Annotated in this window: 14 protein-coding genes; 9 read left to right on the forward strand and 5 right to left on the reverse strand. The window is 71.1% G+C overall.

From position 1 onward, the window contains the following. The first annotated feature begins 280 nt into the window (after positions 1-280). From galE to idi, 4 genes are all read left to right on the forward strand, one after another. Positions 281-1267: a UDP-glucose 4-epimerase GalE gene (gene galE, locus ACIREO_RS08440; protein ID WP_404106622.1), complete on the forward strand. Its 987-nt coding sequence runs from the start codon at positions 281-283 to the stop codon at positions 1265-1267. 174 nt (positions 1268-1441) lie between these two features. Beyond that, complete coding sequence (locus ACIREO_RS08445; protein WP_404106624.1) at positions 1442-2383, forward strand: cation diffusion facilitator family transporter; 942 nt, start codon at positions 1442-1444, stop codon at positions 2381-2383. A gap of 214 nt (positions 2384-2597) precedes the next feature. Beyond that, on the forward strand, positions 2598-3851 hold the full coding sequence (locus ACIREO_RS08450) for a GNAT family N-acetyltransferase (protein ID WP_404106625.1): 1254 nt from the start codon (positions 2598-2600) through the stop codon (positions 3849-3851). Positions 3852-3998: 147 nt separating this feature from the next. Then, complete coding sequence (gene idi / locus ACIREO_RS08455) at positions 3999-4592, forward strand: isopentenyl-diphosphate Delta-isomerase (RefSeq protein ID WP_404106627.1); 594 nt, start codon at positions 3999-4001, stop codon at positions 4590-4592. Positions 4593-4616: 24 nt separating this feature from the next. Here the strand turns inward: idi and ACIREO_RS08460 are convergent, their stop codons facing one another. Further along, positions 4617-5039, reverse strand: a complete 423-nt coding sequence (locus ACIREO_RS08460; RefSeq protein WP_404106775.1) for an ATP-binding protein — start codon at positions 5037-5039, stop codon at positions 4617-4619. 320 nt (positions 5040-5359) lie between these two features. On the opposite strand from ACIREO_RS08460, the gene ACIREO_RS08465 reads away from it, so the two are divergent. Beyond that, entirely contained in the window at positions 5360-6157 is a 798-nt protein-coding gene (locus ACIREO_RS08465) for an enoyl-CoA hydratase/isomerase family protein (protein WP_404106629.1), read from the forward strand. Here the strand turns inward: ACIREO_RS08465 and ACIREO_RS08470 are convergent. Then, positions 6144-6779, reverse strand: a complete 636-nt coding sequence (locus ACIREO_RS08470; protein WP_404106630.1) for a DJ-1/PfpI family protein — start codon at positions 6777-6779, stop codon at positions 6144-6146. The two genes, ACIREO_RS08465 and ACIREO_RS08470, sit on opposite strands and share 14 nt — an antisense overlap. A 41-nt stretch (positions 6780-6820) precedes the next feature. Next, positions 6821-7777 (reverse strand): GlxA family transcriptional regulator, encoded by a 957-nt coding sequence (locus ACIREO_RS08475; RefSeq protein WP_404106631.1) that lies wholly within the window; start codon positions 7775-7777, stop codon positions 6821-6823. Between the two features lie 133 nt (positions 7778-7910). Here ACIREO_RS08475 and ACIREO_RS08480 point away from each other — a divergent pair, with 133 nt between their 5' ends. The 3 genes from ACIREO_RS08480 (at position 7911) to ACIREO_RS08490 (ending at position 11598) form a co-directional block, all read left to right on the forward strand. Further along, positions 7911-8774, forward strand: a complete 864-nt coding sequence (locus ACIREO_RS08480) for a hypothetical protein (protein WP_404106633.1) — start codon at positions 7911-7913, stop codon at positions 8772-8774. 67 nt (positions 8775-8841) lie between these two features. Next, a complete protein-coding gene (locus ACIREO_RS08485) occupies positions 8842-8973 on the forward strand; it encodes an LPFR motif small protein (RefSeq protein ID WP_404106635.1) in 132 nt (43 codons plus the stop codon). Positions 8974-9150: 177 nt separating this feature from the next. Next, positions 9151-11598: a Tex family protein gene (locus ACIREO_RS08490; RefSeq protein ID WP_404106637.1), complete on the forward strand. Its 2448-nt coding sequence runs from the start codon at positions 9151-9153 to the stop codon at positions 11596-11598. A gap of 137 nt (positions 11599-11735) precedes the next feature. Here the strand turns inward: ACIREO_RS08490 and ACIREO_RS08495 are convergent, their stop codons facing one another. After that, a complete protein-coding gene (locus tag ACIREO_RS08495) occupies positions 11736-13376 on the reverse strand; it encodes an ABC-F family ATP-binding cassette domain-containing protein (RefSeq protein WP_404106639.1) in 1641 nt (546 codons plus the stop codon). A gap of 124 nt (positions 13377-13500) precedes the next feature. Here ACIREO_RS08495 and ACIREO_RS08500 point away from each other — a divergent pair, with 124 nt between their 5' ends. After that, positions 13501-14433 (forward strand): FAD-dependent oxidoreductase, encoded by a 933-nt coding sequence (locus ACIREO_RS08500; RefSeq protein WP_404106777.1) that lies wholly within the window; start codon positions 13501-13503, stop codon positions 14431-14433. A 40-nt stretch (positions 14434-14473) separates the two neighbouring features. On the opposite strand, the gene ACIREO_RS08505 is transcribed toward ACIREO_RS08500, so the two are convergent. Beyond that, complete coding sequence (locus ACIREO_RS08505) at positions 14474-16213, reverse strand: BCCT family transporter (RefSeq protein ID WP_404106641.1); 1740 nt, start codon at positions 16211-16213, stop codon at positions 14474-14476. Positions 16214-16301: the final 88 nt, after the last annotated feature.

Consider the following 16301-nt stretch of genomic DNA (forward strand, 5'->3'; position numbering starts at 1 on the left):
CGAGCGACGATCCGGGTACCGGCGCTCCGGTGAGGATGGCGGTCGACAGACGAACTCACTCCTTGGTGCTGTTTACGGGAACGGCGCGCGGACATGCGGCCCGGAGGGTGGGCCTGCGGCACGTCGGCTGAGGCTATCGGATGAACGGAAGACCGAGTTCACCGCCTGTTTGTGCTCTGTTCGGCCGAATCGGCCATCATGCGGCGCCGTTCGCGATCATCATCGTCGATCAAGGCCTCGCCCCACAAACCGCGTCGGGAGAACGCATAAGCTGCGGTGCATGACGTGGTTGATCACTGGCGGGGCCGGTTACATCGGGGCACATGTGGCGAAGGCCATGACAGGCGCCGGGGAACGGGTCGTCGTCCTCGACGACCTGTCGACGGGCATCGAGGAGCGGCTGACGGCGGACGTCACGCTGGTCAGGGGGTCGGCCTCGGACCGTGAGCTGCTCGACCGGGTGCTGGTGGACCACGCCGTCACGGGTGTGGTGCATCTCGCGGCGCAGAAGCAGGTCGGTGAGTCCGTCGAGAAGCCGCTGCTCTACTACCGGGAGAACGTGGCCGGGCTGGGTGTGCTGCTGGAGGCCGTGGTCGCGGCCGGTGTACCGCGCTTCCTCTTCTCCTCTTCGGCGGCGGTGTACGGCGTCCCGGACGTGGAGCTCATCACGGAGGAGACGCTGTGCGCGCCGATCAACCCGTACGGCGAGACCAAGCTCACCGGCGAGTGGCTGGTGCGCGCGACGGGGCGGGCCCACGGCATCTCGACGGCCTGTCTGCGGTATTTCAACGTGGCGGGATCCGCCGGTCCCGAACTGTCCGACACGGGTGTCTTCAACGTCGTGCCGATGTTCTTCGACCGGCTGACACGGGGCGAGGCACCGCGGATCTTCGGTGACGACTATCCGACACCGGACGGCACCTGTGTACGCGACTACATCCATGTCGCCGACCTGGCGGACGCGCACCTCGCCGTCGCCAGGCATCTGGAGAAGGGCCCGGACGGCGGGGACCTCACCGTGAACATCGGCCGGGGCGAGGGCGTCTCGGTGCGGCAGCTCGCCGACCTGGTGGCCGAGGTCACCGGCCGGCCCGTGGAGCCCGTGGTCGAGCCGCGCAGGCCCGGGGACGCGACCCGGGCGGTCGCTTCGGCGGCCCGGATGACCGAGGAACTGGGCTGGACGGCACGCCGCGGCGTGCGCGAGATGGTGGAGTCGGCCTGGGAGGGCTGGTGCCTGCGCCATCCCGAGGCCCGCGCCGCACAGTGAGGGACAGCACCCGGCCGCCCCTCTGACCTGCGATCGTTTCCGCAGGTCAGAGCATATGACAACGGTGTTCAGTGCCGTGTTGCCCCCTGCCCCTCCCCCGTAGTTCACTGGCCGCATCGGGCGAGGCGCGCCAGAGCTGTCTCAGGGACACGACGGGTATACGGAGGCGTTCTCATGGGGGCTGGCCACGATCATGGGCACACGCACGGAGGGCCGCCCCCGACCGGGACGGCAGCCGCCGCGTACCGGGGCCGGCTCACGGTCGCCCTGGGCATCACGCTCGGCGTCATGGTCATGGAGATCGTCGGCGGGCTGCTCGCCGACTCGCTCGCACTGATCGCGGACGCGGCCCATATGGCGACCGACGCCCTGGGGCTGGGCATGGCCCTGCTGGCCATCCACTTCGCCAACAGGCCCTCGGGTCCCAACCGCACCTTCGGCTACGCCCGCGCCGAGATCCTCGCCGCCCTGGCCAACTGCCTGCTGCTCCTCGGCGTCGGCGGCTACCTGGTCTTCGAGGCGGTCGAGCGCTTCATCACCCCGGCCCAGACCAGGGGCGGCCTGGCCATCGCGTTCGCCGCCGTCGGCCTGGTCGCCAACGTCGTCTCCCTGTCCCTGCTGATGCGCGGACAGCAGGACAGCCTCAACGTGCGGGGCGCCTATCTCGAGGTCGTCGCGGACACCCTCGGCTCGGTGACGGTGCTGGTCTCGGCGGGCATCATCATGGCGACCGGCTGGCAGGCCGCCGACCCCATCGCCTCGCTGCTGATCGGCCTCATGATCGTCCCCCGTACGGTGAAACTCCTGCGGGAGACCCTCGACGTACTCCTGGAGTCGGCCCCCAAGGGGGTCGACATGGACGAGGTACGCGCCCACATCACGGCCCTGCCCGGCGTACTGGACGTCCACGACCTGCACGCCTGGACGATCACCTCGGGGATGCCCGTCCTCTCCGCCCACGTGGTCGTGCACCAGGAGATGCTCGACTCGATCGGCCACGAGAAAATCCTGCACGATCTCCAGGGCTGCCTCGGCCACCACTTCGACGTCGAGCACTGCACCTTCCAGCTGGAGCCCAGCGGGCACGCGGAGCACGAGGCGCGGCTCTGCCACTGACCCGCCGAACCCGCCGGAGCCCGGTGCTAGGGTCTGCGTCACGTCTCCGAGCCCGGAGCCCGGTGAAGAACGATGGAGCTGAGTCTGATGACTGTCGCGACGACGGCTGCCCGCCGCAGCAATCGGTCCATCCTCGTCTCCCGGGTCACCGGCTGACCGCTCGGCACTTCATACGCCGCGTCGGCCGGGGCCCTCTCACCCAAGGGCTCCCACCTTGACCGACCACACGTACGACGCATTCTTCGAACTGCACCACCGGCTGCCCCGGCAGAGCCCCGGCTCCGATGCCACCACGCGGCGGCTGCTCACCCTGGCGGGCCCGCTGCCGGAACGTCCGCGCGTCCTCGACCTGGGCTGCGGTCCGGGCAGGGCGGCCCTGCTGCTCGCCGCCGAGGCGGGTGCGGAGGTGACGGCGGCCGATCTGCACCAGCCCTTCCTCGACGAGCTCGACGAGGCCGCCCGGGCCCGCGGGCTCGGCGACCGGATCCGTACGGTCCGGGCCGACATGGCCGGCCTCGTCGGGCCCGGCTTCGCCGACGGGTCCTACGACCTCGTCTGGGCCGAGGGTTCCGCGTACATCATCGGGTTCGACACCGCTCTGCGGGACTGGCGGCGGCTGCTCGCCCCCGGTGGCTCGATGGTGATCACCGAGTGCGTCTGGACCACGGACTCACCGTCGGCCGGAGCGCGCGCCTTCTGGGACCGGCACGCCTCGCTGCGCCCCGTCGCGGGGAACACCGCGGCGGCCGTGGAGGCGGGCTGCCATGTGCTCGGGGTGCTGGTGCAGCCCGACAGCGACTGGGACGAGTACTACGTCCCGCTGGCCGAACGGGCCGCCGCGGCGGATCCGTCGGCTCCCGGCATGCCCGAGGCGCTCGCGGCCACCCGCGAGGAGCTGGACATCCGTCACCGCCACGGCGCGGAGTACGGCTACGCCGGCTATGTGCTGCGTCCCCAGGATCCCCGCTGGAGGACCCGTCCCGAGACGGCCGCCGACCGCGACGCGGTGCACGGGGTCGTCGCAGCGGCCTTCCCGACCCGCGACGAGGCCGATCTGGTCGATGCCCTGCGCACCGATCCCGGTGCCTGGATGCCCGGTCTGTCGTACGTGGCCGAGGCGCCGGACGGTTCCGTGGCGGCCCATGCGCTGCTGACCCGGTGCCAGGTCGGGGACGCCCCGGCGCTCGCGCTGGCCCCGGTGGCGACCGCGCCGGATCACCAGCGCCGGGGCGCCGGGCGTGCGGTTGTCCGGGCCGTGCTGGACGCCGCACGACTGCGGGGGGAGTCACTCGTTCTGGTGCTCGGGCATCCGGAGTACTACCCGGCCTTCGGCTTCGGGCCGGCATCACGGTTCGGGATCAGGCCGGGCTTCGAGGTTCCCGACGAGGCGATGATGGCGCTGGTCCTGGACGATTCCGTGCCGGTTCCCGGCGGCACGATCCGCTACGCGGCCGCCTTCGGCGTCTGACGGGGTGTCCGTCCCGCCGTGCCCCTCCGGCGCGGCGGAACGGACATGCCAGCACCCGTAGTGCGGACAAGCGGCTTTTGTACGGCAGACTTGTCCGCACTCGAGGGGTCCGGCGCACGAGGCCGGGAACCAAAGCGAAGGATGGGTATGCCGACCACACCAGCCACCGCGGCGCACAGCTCGTCGAACGGCACAGCAGACGCGATCATGCTCGAACTGGTCGACGAGAACGGCACCACCATCGGCACCGCGGAGAAGCTCGCCGCGCACCAGGCACCCGGCCAGCTGCACCGCGCGTTCTCCGTCTTCCTCTTCGACGAGCAGGGGCGGCTGCTACTGCAGCGCCGTGCGCTCGGCAAGTACCACTCCCCCGGCGTGTGGTCGAACACCTGCTGCGGCCACCCGTACCCGGGAGAGGCGCCGTTCGCGGCAGCCGCCCGGCGTACGTACGAGGAGCTGGGGGTCTCGCCCTCGCTGCTCGCCGCGGCGGGCACGGTCCGCTACAACCACCCCGATCCGGTGTCGGGCCTGGTGGAGCAGGAGTTCAACCACCTGTTCGTCGGAATGGTGCAGGAACACCTGCGGCCGGACGAGGAGGAGGTCGGTGAGACGGCCTTCGTGACCGCCGCCGAGCTCGCGGAGCAGCATGCCGCCGCACCGTTCTCGGCGTGGTTCATGACCGTGCTGGATGCCGCGCGGCCCGCGGTCAGGGAGCTGACCGGGCCGTCCGCGGGCTGGTGAGGCCGCACACCCCGCAGGGGGCGGTCAGAGCTGCGTCTTCAGGGGCAGCGCCGCCCAGATGATCTTGCCACCGCCCGCGGTGTGCTCCACGTCGCAGGTGCCGCCCGCCTCGGCGGTGATCTCACGCACCAGGAGCAGCCCGCGGCCGCCGGTCTGCGCGTAGTCGGTGACCAGCGCCGTGGGGCGGTAGGGGTGGTTGTCCTCGACGGAGACCCTGATCCACTCCGCGCCGATGGCCACCTCGACGGCCAGCTCGGGCGAGAGCAGTGCCGCGTGCCGTACCGCGTTGGTGACCAGTTCCGACACGATCAGCAGCAGTCCCTGGAGGATGTCGTCCTCGACGGGTACGCCCTGCCGCCCGAGGAGGTCCCTGACCGCGTGCCGGGCCTGCGGGACCGAGACGTCGACGGCGGGGGCGGTGAAGCGCCACACCCCCTCGTACGACACGGGATGGGCCGGAACACTCCCACGGCTCTCCACAGACCGCCACCCGCTCTCGACTCGCATGTCACTGACTATCGAGTAATGAGTGTCGGGAAGAGTGTGGTCCGGACCACAGCCCTGACCACAAGTGGTCACATCTGGACGCAATTTGACCGAGTGAGCATGACAGCGTCAGGTGATTGGACTACTTCTCGCCCTCTTCGGGCGTCATCTGGTCCGTCACCGGACTGACGACTCCTCGCTCGCCCCACCGATGGCGATCAGCCTCAGCCAGTCGAACGGCAGGGCGAGAAGAAGCGGGCCGTACGGATAGCATCCGGCGCATGGACCTCAGGGAGCAGACGGCACGGGCGGAGCCACGGCTGGAGCACACGGTCGTGGACGGCGTCGCCACCGTCGTCATCAGCAACCCCGCCAAGCGCAACGCCATGACCTCGGACATGTGGCAGGCGCTGCCCGTGCTGCTGGAGGGGCTGGCCGCCGATCCCGGCGTACGCGTCCTCGTGCTCACAGGCGTCGGCAACACCTTCTGCGCGGGTGCGGACATCGCCTCCCTGCAGGAACCGGGCGGGCGGCCGCAGGCGCTCGCGGTCCGGGCCGAGGAGGCCCTGGCCGCGTTCCCCCGGCCCACGCTGGCCGCTGTCCGCGGATACTGCGTGGGCGGCGGCAGCCAGCTCGCCGCCGCCTGTGATCTGCGGTTCGCCGAGGAGGGCGCTTCCTTCGGAGTCACCCCGGCCAAGCTCGGCATCGTCTATCCCTCGTCTTCCACGCGCCGGCTGGTCACGCTCGTCGGCCCGGCCACCGCGAAGTTCCTGCTGTTCTCCGGGGAGCTGATCGGGACGGAACGGGCGCTGCGCTCGGGGCTGGTGGACGAGGTCCTGCCGGAGGGCGGGCTCATGGACCGGGTGTCCGTGTTCGCTCGGGTCCTGGCGTCCCGTTCGCAGCTGACCCAGGCCGCGGCGAAGGAGTTCGCCGACGGCCGCGAGGACCGCGACGCTCACTGGGCGCGGCAGGCACGCGGCAGCGGCGACACCGCCGAGGGGGTCGCCGCCTTCCTCGAGCGCCGCACTCCCCGCTTCACCTGGACGACGGGAAGCACCGGGGCGGCTACGTCAGGATGAACCGGCTCCTGGCGCGCCACTCCTCGACCATGGCTGCCGGGGCCTTCTCCGGTGCCCCGCAGTCGTAGGGCGGCTGGGGGTCGTACTCGGTCAGCAGCTGGACGTTCCTGGCGTGGTCGTCACCCGCGATCCTGCCGAGCAGGGTGAGACCCATGTCGATACCGGAGGAGACGCCGGCGGCGGTGACGTACTTGCCGTCGACCACCACCCGCTCGCCCGTCGGCTCGGTCCCGAAGGTCTCCAGGACGTCGAGGGCCAGCCAGTGCGAGGTGGCGCGCCGGCCTGTGAGCAGCCCGGCGGCGGCGAGCAGCAGGGAGCCGGTGCACACCGAGGTCGTCCAGGTACTGGTGGCATCCGCCGTCCGCAGCCAGCCGAGCAGGGCCTCGTTCTCCATCTGGTCATGCTGCCCCGGGCCACCCGGCACGATCACCACGTCGGGGGCGGGCACGTCGGCGAGTGCGCGGTCGGCGACCAGCGAGAGACTGCCGCTGTCGTTGAGCACCGCGCCGGGCCGCTCGGCGACGAAGACGGTCTCCGCACCGGGAGCCCGGCTGAGCATCTCGTACGGGCCCACGGCGTCGAGCGCGGTGAAGCGGTCGAAGAGCACGATGGCGATCTGCATGGTGTTCCTTCCGTCGGTGGTGCGGTGACCCGGCCGATGTCTCAGGCGGGCTGGGAGCGGAAACGGCGCCGGTATTCGGCGGGGCCGGTTCCGAGGGCCTTGACGAAGGCGCGGCGCATCGCCTCCGGAGTGCCGTAGCCGCTGGCACGGGAGATGCCCGTGACACCGTCGGCCGTGTCCTCCAGCAGCCTGCGGGCCTGTTCGAGGCGTACGCGCTCGACGTACCGGCCGGGGGTCAGGCCTGTCTCGGCCTGGAAGGAGCGGGCGAAGTGGCGGGGTGAGAGCCTCGCGCGGGCCGCGAGCGCCTCCACCGAAAGGTCGGCGTCCGGATGTTCGGTGATCCAGTGCTGGACCTCACGCAGGGGTTCACGGACGGCGGTCTGCGCGGTGAGCTGGGCGCTGAACTGGGCCTGGTTGCCCGGGCGCCGCAGGAACACGACGAGATGGCGGGCGACGGAGAGCGCCACGTCCCGCCCGTGCTCCTCCTCGACCAGGGCGAGGGCGAGATCGATGCCGGCGGTGACGCCGGCCGATGTCGCCAGCCGTCCGTCGCGTACGAAGATCGGGTCCGGGTCCACGCGCACCGCCGGATACGTCCGGGCGAGCGTCTCGCAGACGGACCAGTGAGTGGTCACCCGGTGGCCGTCGAGCTGTCCCGCCGCGGCGAGGAGGAGCGCGCCGGTGCACACCGACACCAGCTGCCGGGCCCGTGGTGCGTGTGCGCGGAGCCAGTCGACCAGCTCCGGGTCGGGGGTCCTCGTACCGGCGCCGCCCGGCACGAGGAGCAGGTCGGGCTCCGGGGCGTCCGCGAGAGTGCCGTCGGGGACGAGCGTGAGGCCGCTGGAACAGCGGACCGGCGCTCCGTCCAGCGAGGCGGTGCGCAGCTCGTAGGAGATCCCGGGGAAGCGGGACGCACCGGCGAAGACCTCCACCGGGCCGCTCACATCGAGGGTCTGCACGCCCTCGAAAAGGACGACGAGTACGGATCGCTGCTTCATGTCAGCCATCCTGGGCGGGCGACCCGATGGCCGCAATGACGAGTTCCCCACCTTTCCTGCCATGCGGCTGCCGGTATTCTTCGGCGGCGCCCCGGGTCTACCGTACGTACCGACCAGTCGGTAACGTACGGGCATGAGTACTCTTCCCCCGCGTGCCGGACGCCGCTGCCACAACGCGCTCAACCCGCTGCACTCCTGTGTCTACTTCTCCCCTGACCTCGGCAAGGAGTTCGGGGAGCTCGGCATCGACGACGCGAGCCGGGTCTACTTCGCCGCGCGCGGCGCGGCCCTGGGCGCGGCCGGTGCCGGCACCGTCACCGCGACCTTCTATAACTTCAACCACGAGCTCGTGGCCCGCCACCTGCCCGCCGTCTGGTCGGACGTCACCCCTGGGGCGGCGCTCGACGCCCGTCTGCGTGCCGCCGACTCGACGCTGCGCCGGGTACTGGGCGAGGACACGCTGGCCTCCCCGGAGATGGCCGAGGCGGCCGGACTGGCCCTGCGGGCCGCCGAGGCCTGCACCCGCCACGCCCGGCCGCTGTACGCCGCGCACGCGGATCTGGACGTTCCGGACGAGCCGCATCTGGCGTACTGGCACGCGGCGACGCTGCTGCGCGAGCACCGCGGCGACGGGCACCTGGCCGCGCTGCTCATGGCCGGCCTCGACCCGCTCGAGGCCCTGGTCAGCCACACCGCCACCGGCAAGGGCACGGCTCCGCGCTGGGTCCTCGCCACCCGCGGCTGGCGGCGCGCCGACTGGGACGCGACGGTGGAGCGGCTGCGCGACCGCGGTGTGCTGGACGCCGCGGGTGAACTGACGGAGGCGGGCACAGCGCTCAGGGCGGACCTGGAGGAGTCGACGGACCGGATGGACGCCGCGCCGTACGAGCACCTGGGAGCCGACGGGGTGGAGAGGCTCACCGAGCTGGGCCGGGGATTCCTGTTCGCGGCGGCCTCCGCCGGCGCGTTCCCGGACGACCTGGTCGGCAAGGGCTGAGCCCGCACACGTTTACGGCCTGCGGAACCGGCCAGGCGGTAGACACACCCTACGAAGGAGGCACACCGTGTTCCGTGCGATCGCAAACGCTCTGAGTACTGTCGGCTCGGCCATTGCCACCGTGGTGACTCTGCCCTTCCGGCTCCTGGCAAGCCTTTTCGGTGGCGCGTCGCGCAGCGGCAGGACCCGGCGCGTCTAGGGCCTTCGAGGGGCCGTCGGGCAGTGATCGGGCCACCATCGGGGCCTCCACCGACCAGGTCACGCGACACGGCCCCCGGCCACCCGGCACAATGCAGGCGAAGGGGCACACCCGGGTGTGGACCACCCCAGTGGCACAGCCAGCACAGCCAGTACGAGAAGGCGAGTCGGGAAAACCGTGACGACGTCCATCGAAGGCAGGATCGCCGAGGAGCTCGGCGTACGTGAGCGTCAGGTGAAGGCGGCCGTCGACTTGCTCGACGGCGGGTCGACCGTGCCGTTCATCGCGCGCTACCGCAAGGAAGCGACCGAGATGCTCGACGATGCGCAACTGCGCACGCTCGAGGAGAGGCTGAGGTATCTGCGGGAACTCGAGGACCGCCGTACGGCGGTCCTCGAGTCGGTCCGTGAGCAGGGCAAGCTCGACGCCACCCTGGAGGCGCGGATCCGGGCGGCCGACACCAAGGCGCGGCTGGAGGACATCTATCTGCCGTTCAAGCCGAAGCGCCGGACGAAGGCCCAGATCGCACGCGAGGCGGGCCTGGAGCCGTTGGCCGACGGGTTGCTCGGCGACCCGTCCGTGGACCCGCTCGTCGCCGCGGCTGCGTTCGTCGACGCCGAGAAGGGTGTGGCGGACACGGCGGCGGCGCTGGAAGGCGCCCGTGCGGTCCTGGCCGAGCGCTTCTCGGAGGACGCCGATCTGACCGGTGACCTGCGCGAACGCATGTGGTCGCGCGGCAGGGCCGTCGCGAAGGTACGGGACGGCAAGGAGGAGGCGGGCGCGAAGTTCGCCGACTACTTCGACTTCGCCGAACCGTTCACGGCGCTGCCCTCGCACCGGATCCTGGCGATGCTCCGGGGCGAGAAGGAGGACGTGCTCGACCTGGTCCTGGAGCCGGAGGAACCGTCGGAACAGCCGGGCCCCTCGTCGTACGAGAACATGATCGCCCGCCGCTTCGGCGTCGCGGACCGCGGCCGGCCGGGGGACAAGTGGCTGGGCGACACGGTCCGCTGGGCCTGGCGGACCCGGATTCTCGTACACCTCGGGATCGACCTGCGGCTCCGGCTGCGCACGGCGGCGGAGGACGAGGCCGTACGCGTCTTCGCGTCGAACCTGCGCGATCTGCTGCTCGCCGCCCCGGCCGGCACCCGGGCGACCCTGGGGCTCGACCCCGGTTTCCGTACGGGTGTGAAGGTCGCCGTCGTGGACGCGACCGGCAAGGTCGTCGCGACGGACGTGATCCACCCTCATGTGCCGGCGAACAAGTGGGACCAGTCGCTGGCCACGCTGGAGCGTCTCGCCAAGGAGCACCAGGTCGACCTGATCGCGATCGGGAACGGCACGGCGTCCCGCGAGACCGACAAGCTCGCGGGTGAACTCTGCGACAAGCACCCGGAGCTGAAGCTGACCAAGGTGATGGTCTCGGAGGCGGGCGCCTCCATCTACTCGGCGTCGGCCTTCGCCTCGCAGGAACTCCCGGACATGGACGTGTCGTTGCGCGGCGCGGTCTCGATCGCGCGCCGGCTCCAGGACCCGCTGGCGGAGCTGGTGAAGATCGACCCCAAGTCGATCGGCGTCGGCCAGTACCAGCACGACCTGTCCGAGGTGAAGCTGTCACGTTCGCTGGACACTGTGGTCGAGGACTGTGTGAACGGTGTCGGCGTCGACGTCAACACGGCCTCGGCGCCGCTGCTCTCGCGGGTGTCGGGCATCGGCTCCGGGCTGGCCGAGAACATCGTGGCGCACCGCGACACGAACGGCCCGTTCCGCTCCCGCCGGGCGCTCAAGGATGTGGCGCGGCTGGGCCCGAAGGCGTACGAGCAGTGCGCGGGCTTCCTCCGGATCCGTGGCGGGGACGACCCGCTGGACGCGTCGAGCGTGCACCCCGAGGCGTACCCCGTGGTGCGGACGATGGTGAAGCGGACGGGCGGCGACGTCGCTTCGCTGATCGGCAGCGCCGACACCCTCCGGTCGTTGCGGCCGGACGACTTCGTGGACGAGAAGTTCGGTCTGCCGACGGTCACGGACATCCTCAGGGAACTGGAGAAGCCGGGCCGTGACCCGCGGCCCGCCTTCCGGACGGCCACGTTCAAGGAGGGCGTCGAGAAGCTGGGCGACCTGGCCGCCGGGATGGTGCTGGAGGGTGTCGTCACGAATGTGGCGGCGTTCGGCGCGTTCGTGGACATCGGCGTCCACCAGGACGGTCTCGTCCATGTGTCGGCGATGTCGCGGACGTTCGTCAAGGACCCGAGGGATGTCGTGAAGCCTGGCGACATCGTGAAGGTGAAGGTCATGGACGTCGACATCCCGCGCAAGCGCGTCTCCCTGACCCTGCGGCTCGACGACGAGGCGGGAACGGACCGGCGCGAGAAGAGCGGGCAGGGCGGCAACGGAGAGCGCCCGCCGCGTCAGCGGCAGGCTCAGAACGGCGGCCAGGGCGCCGGCCAGGGCCGCGACCGGCGCGGTGAGGGTGGCCAGCGCGGTGACCGGCGCGGGGGCGGTGGCGGTGGCGGTGGCCAGGGTGGCACACCGCGTCCGGCGGCCGCGCCGGCCAACAGTGCGATGGCAGACGCGTTGCGGCGGGCCGGACTGAGCGGTTCCGACTCGGGCGGCCGCAAGCGCTGAGCCGGGACGGCGGCGGACGGGCACGGGAGCGGACGGCACGAAACTGCGGCTGCTCCTCGTCCGACATCGCGTACGTCGGCTGAGGCACCCGTACCGCACCTGCCCGCCCCGGCCTCCGGGGCGGGCAGCTCCTCGTGTCAGGCGGACTCGGTGACCTTGCCGTCCGCCACCTCGACACGGCGGGTCGTACGGACCGCCTCCAGCATGCGCCGGTCGTGTGTGACCAGCAGCAGCGTCCCGGTGTACGCCTCCAGGGCGGACTCCAGCTGCTCGATCGCCGGCAGGTCCAGGTGGTTCGTCGGCTCGTCCAGGACCAGCAGGTTGACGCCCCGGCCCTGGAGGAGGGCGAGGCCCGCCCGGGTGCGTTCGCCGGGCGAGAGCGTGGTCGCGGGACGCAGCACATGTGCGGCGCGCAGACCGAACTTGGCGAGCAGGGTCCGCACCTCGGCGGGCTCGGTGTCGGGGACGGCGGCGCAGAAGGCGTCCAGCAGGCTCTCCGTACCGTGGAAGAGCTGGCGCGCCTGGTCGACCTCGCCCACCACGACACCCGAGCCGAGCGAGGCGTGGCCCGCGTCGAGGGGGAGCCTGCCGAGCAGAGCGGCGAGCAGCGTGGACTTGCCCGCCCCGTTGGCGCCGGTGATCGCGACCCGGTCCGCCCAGTCGATCTGCAGGGTGGCCGGGCCGAAGGAGAAGCCGCCACGGTCGACTGCTGCGTCGCGCAGGGTGGCCACGACGGAACCGGAGCGCGGTGCGGAGGCGATCTCCATCCGCAGCTCCCACTCCTTGCGGGGTTCCTCGACGACGTCGAGGCGCTCGATCATGCGCTGCGTCTGCTTGGCCTTCGCGGCCTGCTTCTCGCTGGCCTCGCTACGGAACTTGCGGCCGATCTTGTCGTTGTCGGTCGCCTTGCGGCGGGCGTTCTTGACACCCTTGTCCATCCAGCCGCGCTGCATCTGGGCGCGGCCCTCGAGCGCGGAGCGCTTGTCCGCGTACTCCTCGAACTCCTCGCGGGCGTGCGAACGCGCCCGTTCGCGCTCTTCCAGGTAGGAGGCGTAGCCGCCACCGTAGATATTGATCTCCTGCTGGGCGAGATCGAGCTCCATGACCTTGGTGACGGTACGCATCAGGAACTCACGGTCGTGGCTGACGACGACGGTGCCTGCGCGCAGCCCCGACACGAAGCGCTCGAGGCGCTCCAGACCGTCGAGGTCCAGGTCGTTGGTGGGCTCGTCGAGCAGGAAGACGTCGTAGCGCGACAGCAGCAGCGAGGCGAGACCGGCGCGGGCCGCCTGGCCGCCGGAGAGGGCCGTCATCGGAAGGTCGAGCCCGATGGTCAGGCCGAGCTCGGCGGCGACGTCCTCGGCACGTTCGTCCAGATCCGCGCCGCCGAGGGATAGCCAGCGCTCCAGCGACTCGGAGTACGCGTCGTCCGCGCCGGGCGCTCCGTCGACCAGGGCCTGGGTCGCGGCGTCCATGGCGGTCTGGGCGTCGGCGACCCCCGTGCGGCGGGCGAGGAATTCCCGTACGGACTCACCCGCGCGGCGCTCGGGCTCCTGCGGGAGGTGTCCGACGGTCGCGGTGGGCGGGGAGAGCCGCACCTCGCCGTCCTCCGGGCGGTCGAGCCCGGCGAGCAGGCGGAGCAGGGAGGATTTGCCGGCGCCGTTGGCTCCGACGAGACCGATCACGTCGCCGGGCGCGACCACGAGGTCGAGTCCCGCGAAGAGCGTGCGGTCGCCGTGTCCGGCGGCGAGTTCCTTGGCGACGAGAGTGGCATTCATCAGGGTGCCGATCCTAACGAACCGCGGGGCCCGTGTTTCCCGTCGGCCGGGGGTGGGACCGTCGGCCGGGGGTGGGACCATGGCCTGTCCCGCCCTCGGCATGCGGGGCGACGTGGAGACAGGGGTGAGCACCGTGGCGGATGTGATCGTGGTGGGTGGCGGAGTCAGCGGGCTGACCACGGCGCTGCTGCTGGCGGAGCGCGGGCTGCGCGTGCGCGTCTGGTCCAGGGACGCGGCACCGGCCACGACCTCTGCCGTGGCCGGTGCGCTGTGGTGGCCGTACCGGATCGCACCCGAGGCGCTGGTGGGTGACTGGTCGCTCGAGACCCTCCGGGTCTACGAGAAGCTCGCCGCGGCCCCCGCCGAGACCGGTGTCCGCATGGTCGCGGGGGTGCACAGGGGCGAGCGGCTGGCCGCGCTCGGGCCGTGGGCCCGCAGCCTGGAAGGCGTGTCCGAGGTGGCGGAGGGGCTGCGGGTGACCCTTCCGCTGATCGACATGCCGGTCCACCTGCGCTGGCTGGAGGACCGGCTGACCGCTGCGGGAGGCGTGCTCGAGCGGCGTACGGTGCGTGGCTTCGCCGAGGCGGCGGCCGAGGCCCCGGTGGTCGTCAACTGCGCCGGACTCGACGCCCGTGAGCTGGTGCCCGATCCCGGGGTGCGGCCGGTCCGGGGCCAGTTGGTGGTGGTGGAGAACCCTGGCATCAGGGAGTGGGTCACCGAGGCGGATCCGGTGTCGAGCGCGACGACGTATCTCTTTCCGCAGCCTGGCGGGCTGGTGCTGGGCGGCACGGCGGAGGTGGACGACTCGCGCACCGAGACCGATCCGCGTACGGCTGAGGAGATCGTGGCCCGGTGCGCGCGGATACGGCCGGAGATCGCGGGGGCGCGGGTCATCGGCCACCGGGTGGGGCTGCGGCCGGCCCGGGACGCCGGGGTGCGTATCGAGGCGGAGGACCTGCCGGGCGGCGGACTTCTGGTGCACAACTACGGCCACGGGGGCGCCGGGGTGACGGTGGCCCGGGGCTGTGCGCGGGCTGCGGCCCAGCTGGTGGGCTGAGCCGCGGCCCCCGCCCCGGGCCAGCACAGGACGAGCCGGATCAAGCGGGCGGCTCGTCCTTGTGCCGCTCGTCGGCGGTGACCTCCGCGGGCCCCGGTCCGATACGGATCTCGAAGTCCCCGTCGTACTTGGCGTGCCCCTGGATGACGGCGCTCTCGACGGCTTCCACGCCGAACTCCCTGCGGACGATCATGGGGTCGTGACGCAGGTCCCTCATCAGGGACACACACATGCCGATCATGACGATGGTGAAGGGCGCGGCCACCAGAATGGTCAGATTCTGCAGGCCTGCCAGCGCGTCCCCCTGGCCGTTGCCGATGAGCAGCATGACCGCCGCCACGGCCCCGGTGACGACGCCCCAGAAGATCACGACCCACTTGGCGGGTTCGAGTACACCCTTCTGGGAGAGCGTGCCCATCACGATCGAAGCGGCGTCGGCACCCGAGACGAAGAAGATGCCGACCAGGATCATCACCAGGATGCTCATCACGGTCGCGAGCGGGAACTGCTGCAGGACGCCGAAGAGCTGTGCCTCCTGAGTGGTCCCGACACCCTTGAGTTCCCCGGCCTCCTCCAGCCGGATGGCCGACCCGCCCATGACACAGAACCAGACCAGGCTGACCGTGCTGGGCACCAGGATCACGCCGCCCACGAACTGACGGATCGTCCGGCCCCGGCTGATCCTGGCGATGAACATGCCGACGAAGGGCGTCCACGAGATCCACCACGCCCAGTAGAAGACCGTCCAGCTGGCGAGCCAGTCGGCCACTTCCCCCTTGCCGGTGGCCTCGGTGCGTCCGGCGAGCTGGGCGAGGTCACCGAAGTACGCGGCGACCGAGGTGGGCAGCAGGTCGAGCACGATGATGGTGGGTCCCGCGATGAAGACGAAGATCACCAGGATCAGGGCGAGCACCATATTGATGTTGGACAGCCACTGGATGCCCTTCTCGACGCCGGACACGGCGGAGGCGACGAACGCGACCGTCAGCACGGCGATGATCGCGACCAGGAGGCCCGTGCCGGTCTTCTCCATCCAGTTGAGCTCCTGGAAGCCACTGCCGATCTGGAGCGCGCCGAGCCCGAGCGAGGCTGCGGAGCCGAACAGCGTCGCGAAGATGGCGAGGATGTCGATGATCCGGCCGACCGTGCCGTGGGCGCGCCGCTCGCCGATGAGCGGCACGAAGACGGAGCTGATCGTCTGCCTCCTGTGCCGGCGGTAGGCGCTGTAGGCGATGGCGAGCCCGACGACTGCGTAGATCGCCCAGGGGTGCAGAGTCCAGTGGAACAGGGTGGTGGCCATCGCCGTCTGCATCGCCTCGGCGGCGTCCTCGGGATGGGTGCCGGGCGGCGGATTGATGAAGTGGGCCAGCGGCTCACTGACGCCGTAGAACATCAGGCCGATTCCCATGCCGGCGCTGAACATCATCGCGACCCAGGAGATGGTGCGGAATTCGGGTTCCTCGCCCTCCTGCCCGAGCGAGATCTTCCCGTAACGGCTGATCGCGAGCCAGAGGGCGAAGACCACGAAACCGGAAGCCGCCAGCATGAAGGCCCAGCCACCGTTGTGGATGAGCCCGTTGAGCAGTGTGCTGGAGACGTCCTCCAGTGAGTCGGTGGCCGTGGAGCCCCAGACCACGAAGGCGACGGTGAGCACCGCCGTGACGCCGAAGACCACCCGGTCGGTCGTGGGGCGCCGGCCGTGGTGCGGCTCGGCGGGTAGTTCGGCCGTGACCGGGAGGTAGTCCCCCCGCCCGCCCGAACCCTGCTCGTCGTGTGACACAGATGGCACCTTTCAACAGTGCGAAATTTCGCTCTCCGTAGGCAGTACCACACGTGGTGTGCATATCGCGGGACCAACAAGCTGTTCC

Origin of the sequence: Streptomyces sp. NPDC102441, assembly GCF_044765585.1 — a bacterium.
Taxonomy (GTDB): Bacteria; Actinomycetota; Actinomycetes; order Streptomycetales; family Streptomycetaceae; genus Streptomyces.